This is a genomic window from Peribacillus muralis, assembly GCF_001439925.1.
GTDB lineage: Bacteria > Bacillota > Bacilli > Bacillales > DSM-1321 > Peribacillus > Peribacillus muralis.
In genome coordinates, this window is sequence record NZ_LMBV01000030.1 from 1 (window position 1) to 22,649 (window position 22,649).

Below are 22,649 nucleotides of genomic sequence, written 5' to 3' on the forward strand. Positions count from 1 at the left end.
TACCCAACTGAAGTACACCTCCTATTGTTAGATATGTGTCCAACAATGGGGGTGCACTTCACTTTCAGCGGGGTCTCACGTTGACGCGCATTTCTAAGCAGGAGTCTCGATTCATTTATTCTTAATATCTTCGTCCAGTGCTAACAACGGTTTCCATTTAGAGTGAAGTATCATGAAACTAACCACTGGATAGGTTCGCTCCATATAGTAGCTCCTGCAGGAAAATTCCTCAGTTGGACAGTGGAAGTTCTTTCATTACCTGACAAGTAGAGTCCCCTTCGACCAAACATGCGGGGAATTCCACCTTTTCAATGGAACAGTCCCCATTTATCATTTCTAATAATCTTTTGACCGCCGTTTCACCGATTTTTTTTGCTTTTTGTTGCAGGTGTGTGAAAGTCAAACTGTCCCAGCTATTTGCCGGCTCATCGAAGCATAAGATCGAGATGTCTTCCGGTATGCGAAGGCCAAGTTGTTCAATAGCTTTTTGTGCAAGCTTCGCAATCTTATATTCAATAGTAAAAAGGGCAGTAATGTCGGTATGTGTTTTAAGATAGGTCTTGATCAATTCAATGTCTTGTTCACAGGTTGCTTCAGGGGTAGGAAGTGTACTCTTTATTTCGGTACACCATAATTCACGGTTAACTCGTACATTCCGTTCTGAAAAGGCTTGGACGATTCCTGCGAACCGGTCTTCAATCGTCGTCGTCGCGATTGTTGTTGGAGATAAGACACCAATGTGTTCATGACCTAAATCAAAGAGATGCTCCATGCCGAGTTTGGCAGCTTGGACGTTATCACTCGATATGGCAGTTGCGGCAACCCCTTTGAACGACCGGTCGATTAGGACGAGCGGAAATTGGTCCACGACCATTTTTAGGATTTCCGAACTGTAGTGCTCGGCCTGAGCAGGATAAATGATCAGTCCATCAACGCCGAAATCAAGCAACTCCTTGATTATTTTTTCCTCTTTTTCAGCCAAGCCAAAGGTCTGTTTTAAAATGATCATGCATTTTTCATCCGAAGCCGCATCAATGCCTGAAATGAGCTTAAAGCTATGGCTATCATCAAAGTTTGTCATGATGAGACCGAACAACGGTTTTCGAGCTTGAGCTGAATTGGTTTTTTTACTGAACTCGTCAGAAACGAATGTACCCTTCCCTTGTGTGCGGTAGACAATCCCATCCTCTACCAACTTGCCCAAGGCCCTCTTGCTTGTGATTCGGCTGATTTCGAAAATGTCGGAGAGTTCTTTTTCGGAAGGAATGCGGTCACCTGGCTTATATTTTCCCTCTTTGATATCTTTCTTCAATGATTGATATACTTTCTCATATAAAGCTTTTATTGTAACCACCCCAAACTATATATTCTTAGCCAAGAAAGGGGAAAATCCCCCTTCCTGACATGTGGTTAACTTTTCAGTTGGACGATGAATGTCCTGATCTCATAAGGTTTGATGTCAAACGCCATTGCCTGATTTTCCCGCTTACCTTCTATACTTTTTTCCATTAGGTCACATTCCTGCCATGAAACGATATTTAATTCACTTCTTACCTCCACAGTGCCCCTTGCTCCAGCAAACTCATGCAGGCGGATAATCACTTCATCCGTATTTTCACCTTTTTTCACGGCATCGACCATCACATTTTCAGCATTAAGCGAAAACATGGACAGCTTTTCTGATTGTCCCTCCCTGTATGAGAGTGGGTTATTCAGTGACCAAGCTTCCTGGACCGTCCCACCTTCATACCAGCTGCCTTTATGTGGCAGCAACGAGTAGGTGAATTGCTGTTCTCCCTGATCAGCTTCGGTATCTGGGTATGTGGCTGATTTTAACAGAGTGAGCCTCATTACATTGTCCTTAATGTCATGCCCATATTTGCAATCATTCAACAAGCTTATGCCATAGCCACTTTCCGATAGGTCTGCCCACTGATGTGCGACGGTTTCGAATCGGGCGTAATCCCAGCTTGTGTTCCAATGAGTAGGACGCTTGACATTTCCATACTGGATGTCATAAGTAGCCTCCGTTGCTCGGATATCGACAGGGAATGCCACTTTTAACAATTGGTCCTTTTCACGCCAGTCGATGTTTGTTTTAAAGTCGATGCGCGGGTTTTTGGCATACGTTATCATCTTTTGGGTGATGGTTGATTTTCCAAATGCCCATTCAAACTCGACTATGCAACGTATTGGTCCGTTTTCCACTACTTTACTTCCTATTAAATGGATGACCTCTTTCATTTTTTCCTGGTAAAAGATATCGATATCCCAAGCGTCATACTGCATGGGCTTGTCCTCGAATATCTGCAGTACATTGGCAACAGCATTCGGTGCTATAACATTTCGCTGGTGCTTTCGATCAAAAATTCTTGTTAGCTGCCCGTTTTCGTTCCAGCTTATCTCATAATAAGGAGTCGAAATAGTATTGGTCGACACATTAAAGACCGCCGATTCCAATTTATTTTTTGCTTTCTCGTAACGGATCGTACTCTTGCCTAAGGAAGGCACCTTTTCAACGTTTACGAGCCATTCACCATCGGCTGTATTTTGGGAATCGAGAACTTTTCCTGTGTCATCGATCCAGACACCTTCTGCATTAAGATCGGTCTTTATAGTAATGATATCATTTCGTATCCAAGAAGAGGAATTGAAAATGGTGAACGATTGCTGATCATTCCCTATTGCAAGTGACTTGGAAGCAGTATTCCAGGCATAAGCAGCCAATTGATGTGCCTCTTCATATTCCAGTTTACTATCTTCATAGACTTCACGGATGGAAGAGCCAGGAATGATATCATGGAACTGATTGCGCAGCACGATCTTCCAGCTATCCTCCAGGTCTTTTGATGGATAAGAAGACCATGTTCCTTCAAGCACACTGTTTAGGGAATGAAGCCATTCCGTTTCCCGTAGAAGCAATTCCATCTTGCGGTTCATCCTTTTATTATATGCTTGGCTCGTATACGTTCCACGGTGGTATTCCAGGTACAGCTCACCGTCCCATGTATGAACATATTGATCCGTATTATCTATAGTCTCATGGAGGCGGTTGAAAAATTCATCGGCCCTTCCTGTCTTCACAGCAGGCAAACCTGGCATTTTATCCAACCGTCTGCGCATTTCAAGCATCTCCCGATTAACACCGCCGCCGCCGTCCCCGTATCCATAGGAAAGTAACAATTCCTGATTGACGGCTTTATCCCGATAGGCCTCCCAAATACCTTTCACTGTACGTGGGGTGATGCGGCCGTTATAGGTGTAGAACCAGTACTCGTCTTCCGGGGTCGTGATGAAATGGGTTAAGATTTCCGTTCCGTCGATCCCCCGCCATTTGAAGGTATCATGAGGCATTTTGTTAAACTGGCTCCAACTGATTTTAGTGGTCATGAATGTTTTGATCCCTGATTTCGCCAATATTTGCGGCAATGCCCAGCTGTATCCGAAAACATCCGGCAGCCATAGGTATTCACATTCCTTCCCAAAATTCTTGTGGAAGAATTTTTTCCCGAGTAGAAGCTGTCGGACAAGCGATTCACCACTTGTCAGGTTGCAATCCGCTTCCAGCCACATTCCACCTTCCGTTTCCCAACGCCCTTCCTGAACCCTTTTTTCTATTTGCTCATAGATTTGCGGGTAATCATGTTTAATATATTCATATAATTGCGGCTGTGTTTGCAAAAAGGTGTAATCCGGGTACTGTTCCATTAGCCGCAGCACAGTGGAAAAAGATCTTGCTGCTTTCTCACGTGTATGCTTAAGGCGCCAAAGCCACGCGACATCAATGTGGGTATGGCCGATGGAAGTAACGGTAACGGGATAATTTTTTGGAATCTTTTCGATTTCCGCGTTTAAGACCGCTTGTGCTTGATAAACCGAGTCATAAAAGCTATTAGAACCGGAATGTGACCAATCGATCAACAGGAACGCCCTGTCCAGAGCCTTCAATAGAGTTTGTCTTTCAGGCTGGTTTTCTTCAAGATATTTTATCGTATCCAATGCTGCTCTTGCCGTATAGTACAGATCATCGGTCCGTTCGTCCAGGCAGGCAATATAAGCGACCTTCAACTGATGCTCCTGGATCGTCTGCACCCCTCCGCCTTCAAGCCCGGACCAGAGCCTGAAACAAAAGTCGACGGTGCTTCCGGCAAGTTGCCCATCCAAAAACACTTCCTGATGGTTCATATCAACCCCTTGATACGGTTGACCATTCAGGTACAAAAGCGACTCAAAACCGGAGTTGCCTCCGCCTCCGGTATTTCCGAAATCAAACACACCGACAATTTTTTGTTTTCCCCAGTTAGATGGAATGGGTACAGCAGTCTTAAGCCATAAATATTTGTCCCGGCCTTCCCATCTTTCCAGGACTTTCATTGTGTCCCATGATCCTCCTTCAGGTGGTTCCTGTGCTATCGCTCCCTCTTCGTCCAGCTGGGCTTGAAACGATAAGATTGGCTTGATGTCCTGATAACGATACGGCTGTAATTCCTGTATCCTCTTTTCTAACTTCTCTATATTCCAAAACATACAGTGAAACACTCCTTTTCCCTTGAGATTTTTCAGCCTTTTGATGCTCCGCCAAGGCTGAAGCCTTGGGACATAAAACGCTGTGAAAATATATAAAGGACGACAGCGGGCATTGTATAAATCAGTGAAAACGCCGCTAGCTTCCCATACTCAACCATGCCGTAATTACCAAAAAACTGGAATATTGTCACGGAGGCAGGAAATTTTTCTGGAGTCTGAATCAAGATGTAAGGTACGAAAAAATTGCCCCAGCTTCCTGAAAACGTAAAGATCGCCACCGTACAAATGCCCGGAATCATTAATGGAGCCACGACTCTCCGTAATCCTTCCCATACGGATGCCCCATCGATCCAGGCTGATTCCTCCAATTCCAGTGGGACCGCATCCATGAAGTTCTTCATCATCCAGATCGCATATGGCAGGCCCGAAGCTGTCAAGAACAAGACAGTTCCGATGAGCGAGTCCTGAAGATCAATATAGACGAATAGCTGGTAGACAGGCACCATAACAGCAGTGATTGGCAAAGATGTCATGAATAAAATGGTATACATGAACGGTTTTTTAAATTTCAAAGCATATCTGGACAGTGGATATGCTGCCAACCCTGCGAATAAGACCACAAGCACAGCCTGACCTAATGAAAGAAATAATCCAATCGCAAAGGAACGAAGAATGGCACCATCTTTTAAAATCGATGTAAAATTAGATGTTGTCAAGCTATCTGGGGTCTTTAAGGCCTGTTGCGCATTCGGGTCAACAGAAGCGACCAACACCCACAAAAGCGGGAATATAAATAATATCCCTATCACGGTTAAAATGACATATGGAACGATTTTCTCAAGTTTGAAACGATTCACTCAACTCACCCCCTAAATTTCGACCTTCATATACCGGATATATATCGTGCTTGAAACAATCCCAATCAAAAGCAAAATGAGGGAAATCGCTGTTCCATACCCAAGTTGATAGTTAACGAATGCCTGATTATACATGAATATCGGAAGGGTTTGCGTCGAAGCTCCCGGTCCTCCGCCTGTCATGGCAAATATCAACGTGAATACGCCTAACGTTTGTAAGGTGACGAGGATCATATTCGTGACGATGGAACCTTTCATCATGGGCAGGACAATTCTCAATAACAGTTGGAATCGGGATGCACCATCTATAACGGCTGCTTCTTCCACGCTTTTTGGAACATCGTCCAATGCAGCCTGATATACGAGCATGGAAAAGGCTGTTCCATGCCAGATATTAGCGATGATCACACTGATCATCGGGAAGGTGTACAGCCAAGTCACAGGCTTCATGCCCATATTCCCGAGAATCATATTTAACGTTCCGTTATCACTTAAAAAAGCGACCCAGCAAAATGCAACGACAATTTCTGGAGTAACCCACCCGGCTATGACGATGATGCCGATGATCCTCCTAAAAGAAGTGTTTTTCTCCTTCATCAGCAGAGCTAGGATAAACCCAAGCACCTGCTGGCCGATTACGGCTGAGAATACAAGGAATACGATCGTGTTTACCATGCTTATACGAAAATTCGGATCCTGGAACATCGTGACAAAATTTTGGAATCCGGTAAACTCCAAGCTTTTCGCTTCCGTCCCCGTCAACGAGAGATTGGTGAAGGCAAAGTAGAACGTTAACAAAATAGGCCCGACAAAAAAGATAAGCAGTATGATCCATGTAGGAAGTAAAAATAAAATGGAACGAAATAATGTATAATCTTTTTTTCGTTTCTCCTTAATTTGAATTTCATGTGACAAAACCGGATCAGTATTCATTCCACACCCCATTCCTGTATACATATACTGATTATTTCCTCCCTGCTTGTACAGGGAGGAAACAATCATTTTTATTTTTCTATCACGTTTTCTTTACCGACAATGCCGGTTACATTTTTTTGGTACTGCTCGGCTGCTTGTTCTGGAGAAATCTTGTTCGTTACAACATCCTCAACAAGAGATTGAATTTGTGTTGAGACATTCGGGTACTTATCGACAGCAGGTCGGAACTGAGCATTTTTTAATAATGCGGTTGCTTCATCGAACATCGGAATTTTTTGATAATTAGGATCTTCTGCTACATCATCTCGTGGAGTTAAATTGCGGTCTTTTAATTGCAGTGAGAGGTTCTTTTCTTTACTGGATGCAAATTTAATGAATTCCCACGCCAAATCCTTATTGCCTGAATTTTTCGGAATGGAGAATGCCCAACCTCCAGACATTGTAACAGTGCCTGCACCATCCCCGTTTTCTGTTGGCATTGGGGCGAATCCTAAGGTATCAACCGCTTCAGGCCAAGGAGCAGAACCTTCTTCTCCCCATGTACCCGATTGCCAAAACCCGTCAATCCCCATGGCAAGCTTACCTTTTGGCATTAATTGTTGATAGGCGATACTGCTTCCCTGTCCATTTAACACCTGTGACAGATTTGGACCGAGCTTTTCTTCGTACACGGTATCAATGAATTTGAATGAATTGACAAGTCCCTCGCTTTTCACAATCCATTTTTTCTCGTCAAAATCATATAGAGGTGTTTCCGTACCATAAAGAAGCATTTGAAAAGTTTGCATCGATGTCGCTTCCCCTGTAGCTTTTCCTGAATTCATCCAAATCGGAGTAACATCAGAGGGTGATTTTTCTTTTATTATTTTGGCAGCTTGAAGGATATCATCCCAGCTTTTTGGTTCCCATGGGACAGGTAGGCCTGCCTTTTTAAAAAGATCTTTGTTATACCAGATGCCCCTTGAATCCGTGTTATAAGGTACTCCATACACTTTGCCATCCTCCGCTATGACACCCTTCTTCACATTTTCTGTGAAGTTCCCCCAGTCATCCCAGGCCTTCACCTTATCATCAAGCGACTCCAGATACCCGGCACTCGCATCTGAATTAACCATGAACGTATCCTCCGCAACAAGGTCTGGTGCGGTATTTTTTGATTTCAGCATTAAGGCAATCTTGGCGAAATAATCCCCTTCTGAAACATTTAGGGGTGCAAGCTTAATGGTTGTATCCGGATGTTCTTTTTTGAATTCCGGGATGACTTCCTTCTCTAGCCAATTTGTCAAACCTTTATTAGTGCCTCCTCCAGAACGGAATGTAATACTAATTTCTTCTTTGTTTTCACCCTCTCCATCCGAGGAAGCGCTTTCATTCGAACACGCTGAACTTAACAAAAGAGAGCTTACAAGTAATGAATAAGCTGCCACCTTTTTATACTTTTTTATTTTCATCAGTACCTCTCCCATCCTCTATCTGTTTAAATCCAGTAACAAACGACTTATGAAACGCTTTCAATGACGAGGTTACGATTGCGATACCTATAATAGAATAATCCGTTAAACGTTCACCTCTTTTCTATAAATTGGTAGAACACTTGATATACATATAATGTAATTGATATAGTTGATATAAGTCAATATGTTTTTTAATATTCTAAATATTTTTAAAAAGAAACAAAATGCATTTTTATCTGCTTCCACTTTCTTGAATCGGTTAAAACAGAGTCTTTTTACCCAGTCCCTAATTTATAATTTCAGATAGGTATAAGCTACTGGCTTCATGGAAGTTCTGTAAAAATTCGATTTTTCTCAATTGTTATATATTCGCATGGAAACATCCCAAACCTTATAAGAAAACTACCCTTCTCTCAATACCCGATTTCTTAATGACACATAACACTAGCTTTTAAGTTTACATAAAAAATAGTGCCAAAATCGGCACTTAGATTTTGGCACTATTTTTTCAAATAACTATTTAATATATGTTAATGAATCAAGGATTTCTTGTAAACTTAATTCAGCACAAGCCATAGATGTGTCTGCAACACCGTAGAACATTTTGACTATATCACCTTCAATGACTGCACCACACGAAAAGACTACATTTCCAAAGAACCCTTCCACTTCATAATCTTCTTCGGGTTCAAGAATTGGTTTTTCTGAACGGGCAATGACCTTCGTTGGATTTTCTAAATCTAGTAAAACGGCTCCCATACAGTACCGGTGATCCGTAGTAGCACCATGGTAAAGCTCTAGCCAACCTCTTTCTGTTTTAATTGGGACGGCTCCTCCTCCAATGCGTGCACTATCCCACATTCCTTTCCGTAAACCTAGTAAATGTTTGTGATTACCCCAGTGTAAGACATTGGTAGATTCAGCAATCCAAATTTCTGGCTCTCCTACACTTTTCGGTACAGGGCGATGCAAGGCATAATATTTTCCGTTTATTTTTTCAGGAAAGATTAAAACATCTTTGTTTTCAGGTGCAAATATCATTCCATGATGTACCGTGGTTACAAAGTCTTTGGTGGAAACCATTGATTCTCCAACACCAACTGGCGAAACGGCACTAAAGTATATGTAATAATTATCTTCTATTTGTGTAATTCGCGGGTCTTCAATTCCAAAGGTTTCTAATTCATTGGATGGGTAAACAAATGGGTTGTCATCAATGGTGAACTGATGACCATCAGTGCTTCGTGCAATCCGTAAATATGAGAAAGAAGTTAAGTATTTAAATCCTTGTTTATCTCCTTTTTCTCTAATTACACGAGGATCTGAAAAATCAAAAGCAGGATCATTCAATTGAAGTTCAAAAATCTCTAATTCTTTCGTTTGTGAATTATAAATAGGTGCTTTTACAATTTTCTGGTCTTCCCCTATAGGGCGCTCAGCCACACGGAGTAGCATAATAATTTCATCTTTATATTTTACAACCCCTGCATTAAATGCACCAATCACTTCAAAATCAGGTCGATGCGGTTTTATATGCGCAGGAGTGACCAATGGGTTCTCTTCATATCTGTATACATTCATTTTTGTTAGCTCCTTATTGAGGAATTATTTGGCCTTACCGTTCGTATCGTAAAAATGGATCGATGATTGTAATTTTTTGTGCTTCAGCATCACTGATGCCTGCATACAGGTCAGCCGTGCCATCCAATTTCCGAACTAACCCTCCACTAAACACAACATCTACCAAGTCTTTGCGCTTCGATGGACCCGGGAGGAAATGGTTTCTTGTCGCGATTAGCTCCATCTCTGAAAATGCACCATTTTCCGGATTAATTACAAATACCATTGGATAGTAATGACGATTTCCTTCTTCATCAAAAGATGCAATATGCCCTAATACACCAACAAAACCATTTGTTAATAAGTGCGGCTCATTAGCTCCACCCCATTGTTCGTCAATGAACTGGTTTTCGAATAAGGGAGCTTCGTTTATGACATCTATCGTCAATTCTTCTAATGAAGAGATTTTAGTCCAACCGATTTTCCCTCTGCCGCCCTTTTCCCCTTGCGGCCTTGTTAATACACCTATATTCCCACTCTTTAGCTCAACAAGTCGAAGATCTTTCATCCCATCTGGGCCTTTTGCAAATTGTTGTAAACTTGCAATCGATTGACCTTTATAAAAGACTGTTCTCCACCCAAGTTGTCCTTCAAGTGTTGAATGAGGGAAGATTTGAACGCCTCCTAATACAAGATCACCTGCTATTATAGTAAAGAAAGGATCTTGCAAATCAAGAACAGGAGCATTTTCTCTTGGTACCCACTTACCGTTTCTCTCGACAAAGAAAAATACATTAGACTGTTCACTCTCGCGTGATTCAACCCGTCCTGCAATAACAAGCTCGCCACAATCATCAAACGGTGCGCTAATATTATATACATCGTAATTACCAATGCCTGAGAATTCGATTTTTTCAGGATTAGTTGGTTGGTCTTTTGAAGTGAATTCTTCTATTAGCTGTTCACAAGTTTGAGCATAGCCTTTTCTTAACACTGTCATCTCCTACATCCTCCTTTAGAATCATTGCTTCATTTGCTAAGATTGTCACCAAGTTCCCACTTTCTAATTTCGTTCGCTTTGATGAAAGAAGCATTTTCACATCTGAAGCAAAGAAAGCAGCTACATCGAGCGATTTTGGGTGTTCAGAGAAGTTTAAAACAACCAATATTTTTTCAATGGAATCCTTCCTGACGAAATAGAGCATTTCTTCTTCAATCCGCAATAAATCATAATGCCCTGATTTTAAAGAAGAATGTCGCTTTCGAATCTTTAACAAATTTTTATAAAAAGAAAGCATTGAATCAGGAATATTTTGTTGGTTTTCAACATTAATTTTGTAAGCACTTGTCGGAATCGTAATCCAAGGCAGAGTTGTTGAAAAACCTACATTAGGATGTGAATTCCATACCATCGGGGTACGTGACTTATCCCTTGATTTATCATTAGCTACGGCCAACGCCTGTTCATGTGACTGATTCGACTGAATTCCAAACTCATACGCCAATAAACCTTGGACATCCTTCATTTTCGTTATATCATCAGTAATCCAATCCTTCATCCCAATTTCATCGCCATAATAAATGAATGGTACACCCTTGGCAGTAAGCATCAAGGTGGCAACTAACTTGGCCCGGTCCTCACCTCCGCCAAATCTTGAAATATGTCGGGACATATCATGACTGGAAAAGAATAATGTTGGAATTTGAGCGTGATCATAAGCTTGGTCTGTATCAACTAATTGTTGAAAGAGCTTATCGGCATCAAACTCTCCCAAACTCCCAATATTGAAATTAAACACAACATCTAATTTGTTGTTCCCAGAATATTGTTTTAGTATATCCAGGTCCTCTGAACCAACCTCGCCAACAAGGAACTTATCCGGATATTGATGCACAAACTCGGCTATTTCTGAAATAATTGGGAAAATCCCTTCTTGATCTTTGTCGAATAAGTGATTTTGTTCATTCTTTTCAGCGTCATATGGATTGTCTTTATATGAATCATTGACCTTTAAGAAATTGATGACATCGAGCCGGAAACCATCTACTCCTTTTTCAAGCCAAAATTTCATCACTTCAAACATTGCTTTTTTCACCTGAGGATTGGCCCAGTTTAAGTCAACCTGTTCCTTTGCAAAGGCGTGGTAATAATATTGATCTGAAGCTTTATCATACTCCCATGCAGAGCCTCCAAAAAACGATTCCCAATTATTCGGCTCATCTCTCCATATATACCAGTCACGTTTAGGATGATTCTTTGATGACTTGGAATCTTGGAACCATTGATGTTCAGAAGAAGTGTGGTTCAACACTAGATCGACAATTAGCCTAATATCCCGCTTATGTGCTTCTTGAATAAAAGACTCGAAGTCCTTCATCGTTCCATAACCTGGGTCAATGTTATAGTAATCGGATATGTCATAACCGTTATCGATTTTCGGTGATGGGTAAAAGGGAGTAAGCCACAATCCATCAATTCCAAGAGCTGTTAAATAGTCGAGCTTTGCGATGATCCCAGCAAAATCGCCCATTCCATCACCATTTCCATCTTTAAAGCTCGGCATGTAGATTTCATAAAAAACTGATTGTTTCCACCATTTAACCATTGCTAGAACTCCAATCTTGGACATTACTTAAGTGAAAATTGCATTCCTTCTTGAAACTTTTTCGCAAAAATCAAGAATAGAATAATGATAGGAAGTGTTAATAAAACAGATGCTGCATACATTGGACCAGGATACCCTCCATACGGACCGAACATCTGCGATAAAAGGACATTTAAAGTAAGCATACTATCACTTTTTACTACTAACATATCCCATAGTAGTTCTGTCCACCTTTCCATAAATAAGAATAAGAAAATAACAGTGGTAATCGACTTCGACATCGGTAGGACAACTTTAAATAATATTTGCCTCTCGTTTGCACCGTCCAATTTTGCTGCTTCAATAAACGTTTCTGGTATTGCCTTGAAGAAATTTGTATACATGAATACCGCCCATAAACTCATGGCTTTAGGGAGAATCATTCCCCAATAAGAGTCATACATTCCAATTTTTTGAATGACAAGGAACGTTGGGATTAGTAAAATAATCGCCGGAAAAAACATTTGAAATAAAATAAGGTTGTTAATGGTGTCTCTTCCTCTAAATGGAATTTTCGCTAATGCATAAGCAACTAAAACCGCAGAAACCATCATTAGCAGGGTTGAACTTGCGGAAACGAGAAAACTGTTGAAAAATGCTTGAAGCCAAGGCCTTGGAATTACCGCTTCACCTCCACCCAGCAGCCATTCATACGATTTCAAGGTGAAATCCGTCGGAAATAACGTCTTATCTACTTGTTCCCAATCCGAAAAGGAGTTTAGCACCATATAAATATATGGGAAAATCATAATAAGTAAGAGAACTACCGCAATTAGGTAGCGAAAGAATAATCCTTTTTTCTTAGTCCCAACCATTTCGTTTTCCCCACAATTCTATGATTTTTCGGATGATGAAAATGGAAATAAATGTGACGACAGAGGCAATAATAGCAATGGCTGATGCATATCCTGCCTGGAGATTTGAAAATGCTCGTGTAAATATCTCCATTTGCCAAGTATTGGTTGCAAAGTTTGGTCCGCCGCCTGTTAATTGATACACCTCTGTAAAGATACCAAACGTAACACCTATTGATAAAATCAAAACAGTATATAAAGCTGGGTACAGGAGCGGAAAAGTAATTTTCCAAAAACGTTGCCAAGCACTTACACCATCGATCATAGCCGCTTCATATATTTCTTTATTAATGCTCTCAAAACCAGAAGTTAAAATCAGTGCATAGTACCCTGTGAATTTCCAGGCAATAATTACAGCGACAACGAAGAGTGCTGCAAAGGGTGTTCCGAGCCAGTCAATGTCCAATCCAAGTGAATTTCTCAAAAATTCATTTATTGGACTGTTGTAAGACAAAAGCCCTTTGACAATTAGTGAGGAAACGACCCCTGAGGCTAAGTAGGGCAGGAAGAAACCTATTAAAAATATCCCTTTATATTTTGGTAATCCCTTAACGATTAAAGCTACAATGACTGAAGAGGCAACAACAAGCGGAATAAAGACTGCCAAAAATTTAAATGTTACAAAAAATGCCGCCTTTACCCCCGGACTTTGAAAAGCCTCAGTATAATTTGTAATTCCAACGAAACTAAAAGTTGGTGAGATTAAATTCCAATCCGTCATTGATAAGAAGAGTGACCAAACAAGCGGGATTAGAAAGAAAACCACAGCATATATTAGATAAGGACTGGTAAAAAGCCAGCCCAATCTTCCTTGTTTTGTGTTCATTATTTAAGAACCCCTTCAATGGCCTCTTGCATATCCTTCCATGCAGTTTTCGGATCCTTTTCACCCTTAACCACTGGATTGAAAGCATGTTGGCCAATAAATGTCTGTATATCATTATATTTAGAGTTATCCATTGGCGGAATAGCATTTGGAACCGCCGCTGCATATGGCAGTAATTCAGGGTTTTTATCAAGAAACACCTTAAATGTATCATTCGTTGTTAAATCGTCACGTGCTGGTGGTAAGTTCGTCTTTTCAAACCACTTCAAGTCATTTTCAGGATTTGAGTAGACCCAGTTAATGAATTTCATCGCTGCTTCTTGTTGTTCTTTCGTTGCAGAAGCATAAACAACTAATCCTTTTGTATCGGCAAAAGTATTTACATTTGACGTTTCCTTATCGTCTGGAACTGGAGGTGCTGCTAGCGTATAAGTTTCGTTCCATTTCATTTCCGGAAATTTTTCTTTCCAGTACGAGATGGTCCACGGACCAATATCCGTGAAGATACCTAAGCCACTCTCAAATGGATCTTTTGCCTTTCTCGTTAATAATGCGTCTTCTTTACGAAGATCATCCACAAAACCAAGTACCTTTTCACCGGCTTTTTCATCACCTATGAATTTTGTTCCTTCAACAAAGTTGTTACCATTTGATGCTGCATCATACAGCATAAAAAAATCAAACCACCTTTTCCAAGCTGTTGGATCAGCAAGGGCATCTTTTGCCCATACATATTTATCAGGGTATTTTTCTTTTAATTTCTTAGCAACATCTAACATTTCACTATACGTCTTTGGCGCTTCGTGAACACCGATTTCTTCCAATATATCTAATCTCCAACCAAACAACATCGGACTTGAGTAAATTGGCATTACATATTGATGGTTGTCCGAAAACTCCCAGCCCTCCATTGTATTTTCCATATTTCGGCTTTCTTTTAATTTATCCCACCCATTTAGCTCATCTAGTTTTACAAGTGCTTTACTATCTGCTAATTGAGCCGCAAAACCACGATTAATATTTTCTGACATAGTAGGCGCACTTCCACCAGCAATTGCCGATTGAATACTAGCTTCTGATGTAGGACTTTCTTTCATCGGGCTAACATTAACATTGATTTCAGGATTTTCCTTTGTAAATTCTTCCGCTACTTCCTTCCAGTACACTTGCTGTGTTGGGTTAGGAGCAGCCCAGAATTCAATCGTTGTTACACCGTCTTTTACGACACCATTTTGCACCTTATTTCCTGTAGAGCATGCAGCAAGACTAGTAACAGTAAGCGAAGCTAAAAATAAGATCGATACTACTTTTTTTGTTTTCATCCTGAATTCCTCCAAATATTAAATTCCTTATCTAGTCCTCTTTATCACTTAAAACTAATTAATCTCCTATGTAAAACAAAATTCCAATATTGCGACCCACCCAATGATAGCGCTATCATTGCCTTTTAAAAAAAAGTATAATGAACGTATCTAGATGTAAAATACAGTTACCACTTTAACATTACAAAGATTAAAATAACTGCATATAAGCATTACTCTTACCTTACAAATCACATTATTACACCTTACTTTAATAATGTCAAATATTAGTTTACTAGGTATATACAGTTGTACTCTTATATTTACTGAATCACATGTTTGTTTATTCGCTATTAAAATAGGGATGTTGCAATCTTAAATTCGTAACGTTACAATACAATTACAAATACGAACATAAACCAAGGGAGAACGTTTAATATGGAAAAAAAAGTGACGATGCAGGATATTGCGGATATACTAAACATCTCGAAAAACTCTGTATCCCAAGCTTTATCTGGCAAACCTGGAGTTAGCGAAGATACAAGAAGGCTTGTACAAAATACAGCGGATGAATTAGGTTATAATTATTCAGATAGTCGAAATCAAAAACTAGCCGATAAAAAGCTGCCCAGAAATATCGCGTTAATTGCTTCTGATTATGCTTTTTCACTTAAAAGCTTTTTTGGTAAAATATACTTAAGTGTCGAGAAAGAACTTCGGGCTCGCGGCATGAATTTATTTATTGAACCGATTAATAGTGAATCAAAAAAAAATCTGACTTTACCTACCTTGTTATCCAATCATGAAATTGATGGAATTTTAATTTTATCCCATATTAGTACGGAGTATATCTCAAAAGTTATAAGTACAGGCATCCCTACTGTCTTAATTGATCATCACTCACCCCATTTGCAGGTCGATTCCATTTTAACGAATAACCGCTTTGGAGCTTTTATGGCTGTAGAACATTTAATCCAATTGGGGCATCGTGAAATAGCTTTTGTTGGAGATGTTGAAATCTCACCAAGCTACCAAGAAAGATTAGAAGGATACTTACTAGCTTTAAAAAGATATAAGATAAAACCTAGTGAAAACTTTATATTAACAAACGCACAGGAAAATCAAGTTGGAATCAATTTATTCTTTGATAAACTCCAAGACCAGCCTTCAGCATGGTTTTGCGTAAACGATGGACTTGGTTTCCTTGTTACATCCGTTTTGCAGCAAAAAGGTTTCAAAGTTCCTGAAGATGTATCTGTTTGTAGCTTTGACAATGGAGAATTATCACAAATTACAACCCCTAAGATCACAACAATGGAGATCGATCTAAATCATTTCGGTAAAAAGGCAATAGAACAGCTTTGCTGGAGAATTGAAAATAAATTGGAACCTGTCCAGGAGATACTGTTACCGACAAAGTTAATTATTAGAGAATCCACTTCAAAGAAAAAAGTATAAAGTAAGCTTATCTGTAGACAGATAAGCTTACTTTATACTACAAAATCTTTATGGTGAGAGAGTGACATGATAATGGATGAAATATATATTCTTCATTGTGCTCACTCTGTTGAAATAATGAAAGAACAAGAATTACTTACAGTGAATAACTTTCTTAGGTGAAGAGATTGATAACGCTTATATATAATAATTAAAAACACTGCCATACGCTGTGTTTTCCGAGAAGTGACAAAAGGCTTATAGATTGTTTATTCGCCTATACCCCATTACAAACAAGGATCTAAAAGTATTTAAGATTTTCCTTAGAAACCAAACTGACAATCCGTTCATGAAGTAATCAAATATGTACCTTTTATGAAATTACCACATATCTATCCTCAAGGAAATTACGTTGCATTTTTCACAATGTTTTTAACCATCTCCATAATATTAAGAATCCTTTCGTCTGTACGGAAAACATGGTCCGCTAATAGTGGGTAGGTAAAGCGCTTAATCATACATTCCCCACTTAAATCCAGACCTACTTTCTTGAAATCTCGAAGTGAAACTACCTAGTTTCACTGGTTTACTTCTATCTCCAATATAAGAAAATAATTTTTCTCTCCCCTTACCAGATTCTTTGTACTATTCTTTTTTTCTCCTAATAAACTAATTAAAATAACTAATTAGGAGTGGTGCAATGTTTAATCAATCTACAAATGGAAAACAGAATACTACGCCAATTATATGTAAAATTAAAGACATCACCTACCAGAAGTACCATCTATATAAGAAAACGTATGAACGAGAGGTTTTAGTCATAAAAAATCATGGTGAAGACCGTGGTGTAAACAATAAAAGCATTTCATTATTCGAGGCAGTTAAAGATCAATTTGACCGTTTTAAAATGGCAAAAATTATAAAAGAAATCGACAGCGATCTCATCCTTATAGACAAAAAGGGTAATGAACTACATCTATCTGGATGTAGTTGCGGCTACGCCGGAACAAGTTCCCATGCAACACTTGAGATACTAAATAAAGCAGGATTCGAGATAGACAGAAGGTTCGTGTACTGTTCAAAAGGATTTACCATCTTTCATCCAAATGAAGAAAAAGAACTTTACGGAGAACGTTTATAGGGTTAGAGAACCAAGGTTTATTGAGACTTCATCTGATGTAGAAACAATGTTTAAATCATTTCTTTAAAAGAATAGTTAGCCCAATATTTACAGAACTAACAAGGAATTTCAATATGGTAAAAATCACAATAAAAAAGCGGTGAAAGTTTTGGGATTAAACTTCCACTGCTTTTTTACCTAAAGGATTAATTATCCTTTGAAGCCTTATCTTAATATAACGCTTAGTTCTCCAGTTTTTTATAACATTTCACTCTAGGCCCAATACTTACAGCAGCTTTTACTCCTCAAGTATGCCCTCAATTCGCTTTACTTTGTCTTCCATCTTGCGTTCTTTATCACGACGGTCATCAATCCGGATATTCGTACAAACTCTAGCAAGACCTTTTTCAAAAGGTACTTCGTGCATCGCTTGGATCACTTCAAACAACTTTGACAGTTCTCCTTCAATAATTGTATTCATGGGAGTCAGTTGAAAGCGGATTTCTCCCTTGTTTTCATATTGCTTCAATACTTTTTGTATATCTGCCACATAACTGCTCACACTTGGAGTTTGTGTACCGACAGGAATAACCGTTACATCAACTATTGCCATTCTTATTCACCAATCCTTTTAAATTATTTCAATCAAGAAGCTCACTTACTATCCTATAATAACGTATCATCCTTCCGCCACATACACCCAGTACCTTTGAAGTGTCATTCACGTCTAGTCAGGAGTTAGATGAGATGGTGGTGATTACAATAATAGCTGTTCCCTCATTGAATCAGTAAGGTTGGGAATTTGACCATATCGTTTCCTGTAGAACTTAAGACACACTTCAATGTTGTTTTTGATATTTTCATTAGAACAATTTGTGTCTGCTTTTAGTCTGGCATCACTTACTACTTGAAGACAAATACGCGACGAGAATATAGCGTTCAGGTGCTGACCCGATATAATTAAAGGGATAGCAGGTACTGACGGTTAGCGTTGCTCGAGGCTTCGGCACGATTACGGTTCGATTATCCTCATCCACAATTCTAACTTTTTTCACTTTGTATGTGAACTCTCCTGCCGATGTCCTTACAATCAACAAATCTCCTACGCCAACTTCCCCGAGTTTACTGAATACCGTATCTCTATGACCGGAAAGAACGGAATTGTCATTTTCACCTGGTAGCACACTTCCTGCAAAGTGACCAACTCCACGCTCCAACTCATCTTCGTTTGTGCCATGGAAAATAGGGAGTTTTGCTTTTAGTTTGGGTATATACAGTTCCCCGATTTCTTCACCCGTTTTAGGCTGGACAGGATATAGCTCCTTCTTTATTGTTTTATTACTTGGTGGTTTTTGAATCGTTTCATTTCCTTGGTTACTTGGAGTATGAGTCTTGTAAAGGAAGTAGCCTTTTGCAAACTTATACATATTGGATGTAGAAAACCATACCCCAAATAAAATGATGGCCATTGTACAAGAAAGCAGTAGCAACCGCCTTTTCTTTAATTGTTTCATATTAAGCGTTCCTGATTTTTCGATACATCACGCCTGCAAACAAGGCAATGAATAGTCCTAAAAGGGCGTTAGGGATATAATCGGAAGCGGTCTTTGGAAGCTTAGCCCCTTTTACCGTTTGATGTTCCGACTTAATATGAGTGCTGATTTTTTGTTTGACTGGTTTGGCAACAACTGGTGCCTTTTCAATAGTCTTTTGCACCTCTTTAGATGATTCTTTTATTTGTTCGCCTGCATTCGTAAGAGTGTCAGAATCGACCATTTCACCCGTAATCAAAAGGTCAGCCAAGAACTTCCCGTCAGTATTGTAGATTGATATTTTCAGGTTAGCACCCTTCAGTTCTTCCAATTTCATTAAATCCAAAAGGGATACTGGTGATTCCGAGCCACTTTTCACAAGGGAGTAGGTTACATTAAGTTTAAAGATGGAAAGCAATTCTTCATAAATTGATGCCATTTCAGCTAATTGTTGAGCTGAAAGCTCGGTTGCTACGTCAAATTCCTCGAATGCCATCATACGGCTGCCCAACTCTTCTAGTCGCTTAACTGTATCCGGATTGGAAAGATGCTCTTCCAAAGACATTAAATGATCTTCAATACTCTCTAGTTCCTCTGCAGTTAAACCGAGTTCTTCATCGAAAATAGGAAGAAGGTCACCGGCAACTTCACCATCCAACGCTCCATCAGTCTGGGTCCAAACAGTTTCTTCAAGATTATCTATGTATATATAATCGTTAATATCTTCTCCATTATCTGCTAACATTTGAAGCAAGTCTTGTTTATCCAAGCCATAATTCTCATTAAAATAATCTAAGTTGCTTAAGTCTTCCTTGATAACGTCACCTAAAAATTCACTAAGCTCTTTAACAGATTCAAATTCTTTTGTACTAAAATCATAGAGTTTCAATGATGCCTCAATATCTTCTTTTGTTACTTGGAAACCTCTTTCCTTACTTACCTTGGCTAAATAATTGACTAATTCTTCGTCAAAGTTTGGATCGCGTTCAAATTCGCCCTCTTCTGCAAAGAAATAAACAGCTTCATCAAGGTCCCAAATAAAGATATAATCGTCCAGTTCTTCGCCATTTTCGTGCAATAGTTTAATCAGGCTCTCATTAGTTAGATCATAATCCTCATAAATGGAATCTAAATTACTATAGTCCGCCTTAATAACTTCTCCCAAGGCATCTTTAAGATCATCTATAGATTCATAGTTTTTAATACTCTCATCGTAAAGTGAAAGAGATGCGTCAATATCATCCTTCGTCACTTCAAAACCCCTAATTTGGCTTACCTCTTTTAAATACTTTGTTAGTTCTTGCTCAAATTTTTTGCTTGGTGCTGCCGATGCTAATTGCGGGAATACGCTTAACAACAACGAAATAGAAACTAAAATGGTCCACAGTTTTTTCATACTTTTCTCCTATTCATAACATTTCATATGTTTCTAGAAAATTATAATGTAATAACAATAATTTAACAATGAAGTTATTTTTTCGAATATACTTTGCTAACAAACTTTTATCAGCATATACCTCTGTTTGGGGTGATATAGACGTATTCCTTACTATTGAAATATCAGTTACAGAAGGAAACCCATTAACAACTATCATCGTTTGTAAATCATTACAAATCCTCTATAACCACCCCACTATATTAATTGCTTAATAATATAATACCGGAGGACTATTCCCCCCCTCGCCCCACTATACAGCCACTTCAAACTAGGTACATCAGCATGAAAACATGCATGTTTGACTTCTCCAGTAGCACCTTTGATATGTGATTATTCTCATCTCAGGAATTACTTCATGAGATACTCTTATAAAAATGACAAATAAAAAAAGGCCCCAAAATTGGCAGCCTTTTAGTTCAGTAATATCCCTTTACCTCAGAATGACGTACAAGAATGAATGCCAACCTCTGACCATAGCTGAAAACAAATAACCCACCGCCTTGAAAAAGCAAGGGTTTCTCTAAAGTCTGAGAAGCCCTAAATTCGGTTAGGGGCTTATTTGATGTTAGTGCTCCTACTTGTATTTAGTAGGCGATAGCAATGGATTGGCGTTCATATTGATTCTTCTCGATCGCTTCGAGGAGAAAAGTGGCCACGTCTTCCCTGGCGATGCTTCGACTTGGCTTGGGTGGTAAACCTTCCGCAGCAACCCGCCATGTCCCTCGCCCTGCTTTATCGGTCAACCCCATTGGCCGTGCAATGGTATAGTTTAATCCCGCGTCTTTAAAGACCTTTACAGCAGTCGCGTGGTCTTGAAGCACATGGCGAAGCATGTATGTAATGAGTTTGCCCATAATCCCTTCTATCTCTTGATGTATACCCGCGGAAGCGACATATCCAATCCGGTTTATGCCGGTTGCCTCCATTGCGGCAGTTAATGCCTTGGCCGAATCTGTAAGAAAGCTAGTCGGACCTGTGCCCTCAGTCCCCAGACAACAGATTACGGCGTCGTGCCCGCCCATATGCTTTATCATTTCCTTTGCAGAAGTAACATTTCCGCTTACAACGGTCAGGTTATCTTGCGGACTAAGCTTTTGAGGTGAACGGACGAATGCTGTTACTCGGTGTCCTTTTTGAAGAGCCATTCGCGTCACGATTTGACCTGTTTTACCTGTAGCCCCGACAATAAAAAAATTCATGTTAGAAGATCTCCTATCTTAATTAATAAAGATGTATTCTCTTAAATTAATGAGTCTCGCCAACTTTATATCACTAAACCCCCGCAAAGTCATTTCTTTGCCAAAACGCGTTTGAAACAGCAACCTACAAAATTCCGTGCTAAAATCCCCTTGCAAAATGAGTACTTTGTCTGAGAAGTATTTTTTTATGGAAGATACTGTCTTACCGTAGGTATTCGATCAAAATGTGGGTGAGAACCCTTTATATACTTCTATCATTCCATATTTTAATAGATTGAACAATACGTTATTCCTCAAAAGGCAATATAACAAAACGTTGTTCTTGATAACTGGTTTAAGAAAAGGCGAAGCTTTGGCTCTCCAGATTCCCGATTTAGACTTTATTGAAAATAAAATTAAAGTATACAAAACTTAATTTATGATGTATTGAATATTGATAAAATGTTTGGACCACCTAAAACTGAAACATCATATAGAAAAATTTTAATCGACGAAAGCCNCGCCGCTCTGTTAACACGTTATGTCATTAAGCAAAAGGAAATAAAGTTGAAATTGGCAGATGGATATCATAGAGAAACAACTCTTGTTTTCGAACGAGGGAATGGCCTCCCCTATTCAAAATCCACCCTACACTGAGCATTTAATCGCATCTATATAAAAGAAGGAATTACAAAACATATAACCATCCACGGTTTACGACATACCCACGGCATACTTAGGTCACAGCAGCGCTCAAATTACAGCCGATGTATATGCCCAGATCTCTAAGAAGATTGAAAAGGATACTATGGTTAACTTTGAAAATTATACAAAAGACATTTTAAAATGAATTGTGGGGTAAAAAAGGGGTGAATAACATCGCATGAACTGACCCCCGAATAGTGGATACTTTAGAAAAAGTGGACCTATTCGGGGTTTTTTCTGTTTTTTCTAAAGAGAAACCCCGTTATACTAGTACATAAT

Annotated in this window: 17 protein-coding genes; 2 read left to right on the top strand and 15 right to left on the bottom strand. The window is 39.3% G+C overall.

Annotated features, from left to right (window positions below):
* Nucleotides 1–229: 229 nt before the first annotated feature.
* The 11 genes from ASU00_RS21640 to ASU00_RS21690 all read right to left on the bottom strand — a co-directional run bounded on the left by ASU00_RS21640 (nucleotide 230) and on the right by ASU00_RS21690 (nucleotide 14,981).
* Complete coding sequence (locus tag ASU00_RS21640) at nucleotides 230–1,354, bottom strand: GntR family transcriptional regulator (protein WP_057915538.1); 1,125 nt, start codon at nucleotides 1,352–1,354, stop codon at nucleotides 230–232.
* A gap of 56 nt (nucleotides 1,355–1,410) precedes the next feature.
* Nucleotides 1,411–4,527 (bottom strand): alpha-mannosidase, encoded by a 3,117-nt coding sequence (locus tag ASU00_RS21645; protein ID WP_057915539.1) that lies wholly within the window; start codon nucleotides 4,525–4,527, stop codon nucleotides 1,411–1,413.
* Between the two features lie 32 nt (nucleotides 4,528–4,559).
* Nucleotides 4,560–5,384 carry a carbohydrate ABC transporter permease gene (locus ASU00_RS21650; protein ID WP_057915540.1) on the bottom strand — a complete coding sequence of 275 codons (825 nt, stop codon included), beginning with the start codon at nucleotides 5,382–5,384 and terminating at the stop codon, nucleotides 4,560–4,562.
* A 12-nt stretch (nucleotides 5,385–5,396) separates the two neighbouring features.
* On the bottom strand, nucleotides 5,397–6,317 hold the full coding sequence (locus ASU00_RS21655) for a carbohydrate ABC transporter permease (protein ID WP_201786322.1): 921 nt from the start codon (nucleotides 6,315–6,317) through the stop codon (nucleotides 5,397–5,399).
* Nucleotides 6,318–6,388: 71 nt separating this feature from the next.
* Nucleotides 6,389–7,771 (bottom strand): ABC transporter substrate-binding protein, encoded by a 1,383-nt coding sequence (locus ASU00_RS21660; protein ID WP_057915541.1) that lies wholly within the window; start codon nucleotides 7,769–7,771, stop codon nucleotides 6,389–6,391.
* 519 nt (nucleotides 7,772–8,290) lie between these two features.
* Nucleotides 8,291–9,355, bottom strand: coding sequence for a BtaManbiosPhlase (locus tag ASU00_RS21665; RefSeq protein ID WP_057915542.1), 1,065 nt, complete (start codon nucleotides 9,353–9,355; stop codon nucleotides 8,291–8,293).
* A 34-nt stretch (nucleotides 9,356–9,389) separates the two neighbouring features.
* On the bottom strand, nucleotides 9,390–10,334 hold the full coding sequence (locus tag ASU00_RS21670) for an MTP-1 family protein (RefSeq protein ID WP_057915543.1): 945 nt from the start codon (nucleotides 10,332–10,334) through the stop codon (nucleotides 9,390–9,392).
* Nucleotides 10,297–11,940 carry a glycoside hydrolase family 13 protein gene (locus ASU00_RS21675; protein WP_057915544.1) on the bottom strand — a complete coding sequence of 548 codons (1,644 nt, stop codon included), beginning with the start codon at nucleotides 11,938–11,940 and terminating at the stop codon, nucleotides 10,297–10,299. Before ASU00_RS21675 ends, ASU00_RS21670 begins: the two co-directional genes overlap by 38 nt.
* 23 nt (nucleotides 11,941–11,963) lie before the next feature.
* Nucleotides 11,964–12,794, bottom strand: coding sequence for a carbohydrate ABC transporter permease (locus ASU00_RS21680; RefSeq protein WP_057915545.1), 831 nt, complete (start codon nucleotides 12,792–12,794; stop codon nucleotides 11,964–11,966).
* Nucleotides 12,781–13,659 carry a carbohydrate ABC transporter permease gene (locus tag ASU00_RS21685; RefSeq protein ID WP_057915546.1) on the bottom strand — a complete coding sequence of 293 codons (879 nt, stop codon included), beginning with the start codon at nucleotides 13,657–13,659 and terminating at the stop codon, nucleotides 12,781–12,783. The genes ASU00_RS21680 and ASU00_RS21685 overlap by 14 nt, the downstream gene beginning before the upstream one ends.
* Nucleotides 13,659–14,981 (bottom strand): extracellular solute-binding protein, encoded by a 1,323-nt coding sequence (locus tag ASU00_RS21690; protein WP_057915547.1) that lies wholly within the window; start codon nucleotides 14,979–14,981, stop codon nucleotides 13,659–13,661. The genes ASU00_RS21685 and ASU00_RS21690 overlap by 1 nt, the downstream gene beginning before the upstream one ends.
* A 417-nt stretch (nucleotides 14,982–15,398) precedes the next feature.
* Here ASU00_RS21690 and ASU00_RS21695 point away from each other — a divergent pair, with 417 nt between their 5' ends.
* Together ASU00_RS21695 and ASU00_RS21700 are read left to right on the top strand one after the other, a co-directional pair.
* Nucleotides 15,399–16,418: a LacI family DNA-binding transcriptional regulator gene (locus tag ASU00_RS21695; protein ID WP_057915548.1), complete on the top strand. Its 1,020-nt coding sequence runs from the start codon at nucleotides 15,399–15,401 to the stop codon at nucleotides 16,416–16,418.
* 679 nt (nucleotides 16,419–17,097) lie between these two features.
* Nucleotides 17,098–17,538, top strand: coding sequence for a hypothetical protein (locus tag ASU00_RS21700; protein ID WP_057915549.1), 441 nt, complete (start codon nucleotides 17,098–17,100; stop codon nucleotides 17,536–17,538).
* Between the two features lie 277 nt (nucleotides 17,539–17,815).
* Here ASU00_RS21700 and ASU00_RS21705 read toward each other — a convergent pair whose 3' ends face one another.
* The 4 genes from ASU00_RS21705 to ASU00_RS21720 form a co-directional block, all read right to left on the bottom strand.
* A complete protein-coding gene (locus ASU00_RS21705) occupies nucleotides 17,816–18,130 on the bottom strand; it encodes an MTH1187 family thiamine-binding protein (RefSeq protein ID WP_057915550.1) in 315 nt (104 codons plus the stop codon).
* 283 nt (nucleotides 18,131–18,413) lie between these two features.
* Nucleotides 18,414–19,031: a class D sortase gene (locus ASU00_RS21710; protein WP_057915551.1), complete on the bottom strand. Its 618-nt coding sequence runs from the start codon at nucleotides 19,029–19,031 to the stop codon at nucleotides 18,414–18,416.
* Nucleotide 19,032: 1 nt separating this feature from the next.
* Entirely contained in the window at nucleotides 19,033–20,445 is a 1,413-nt protein-coding gene (locus ASU00_RS21715) for a processed acidic surface protein (protein WP_057915552.1), read from the bottom strand.
* A gap of 626 nt (nucleotides 20,446–21,071) precedes the next feature.
* A complete protein-coding gene (locus ASU00_RS21720) occupies nucleotides 21,072–21,686 on the bottom strand; it encodes an NAD(P)-dependent oxidoreductase (protein WP_057915553.1) in 615 nt (204 codons plus the stop codon).
* Nucleotides 21,687–22,649: the final 963 nt, after the last annotated feature.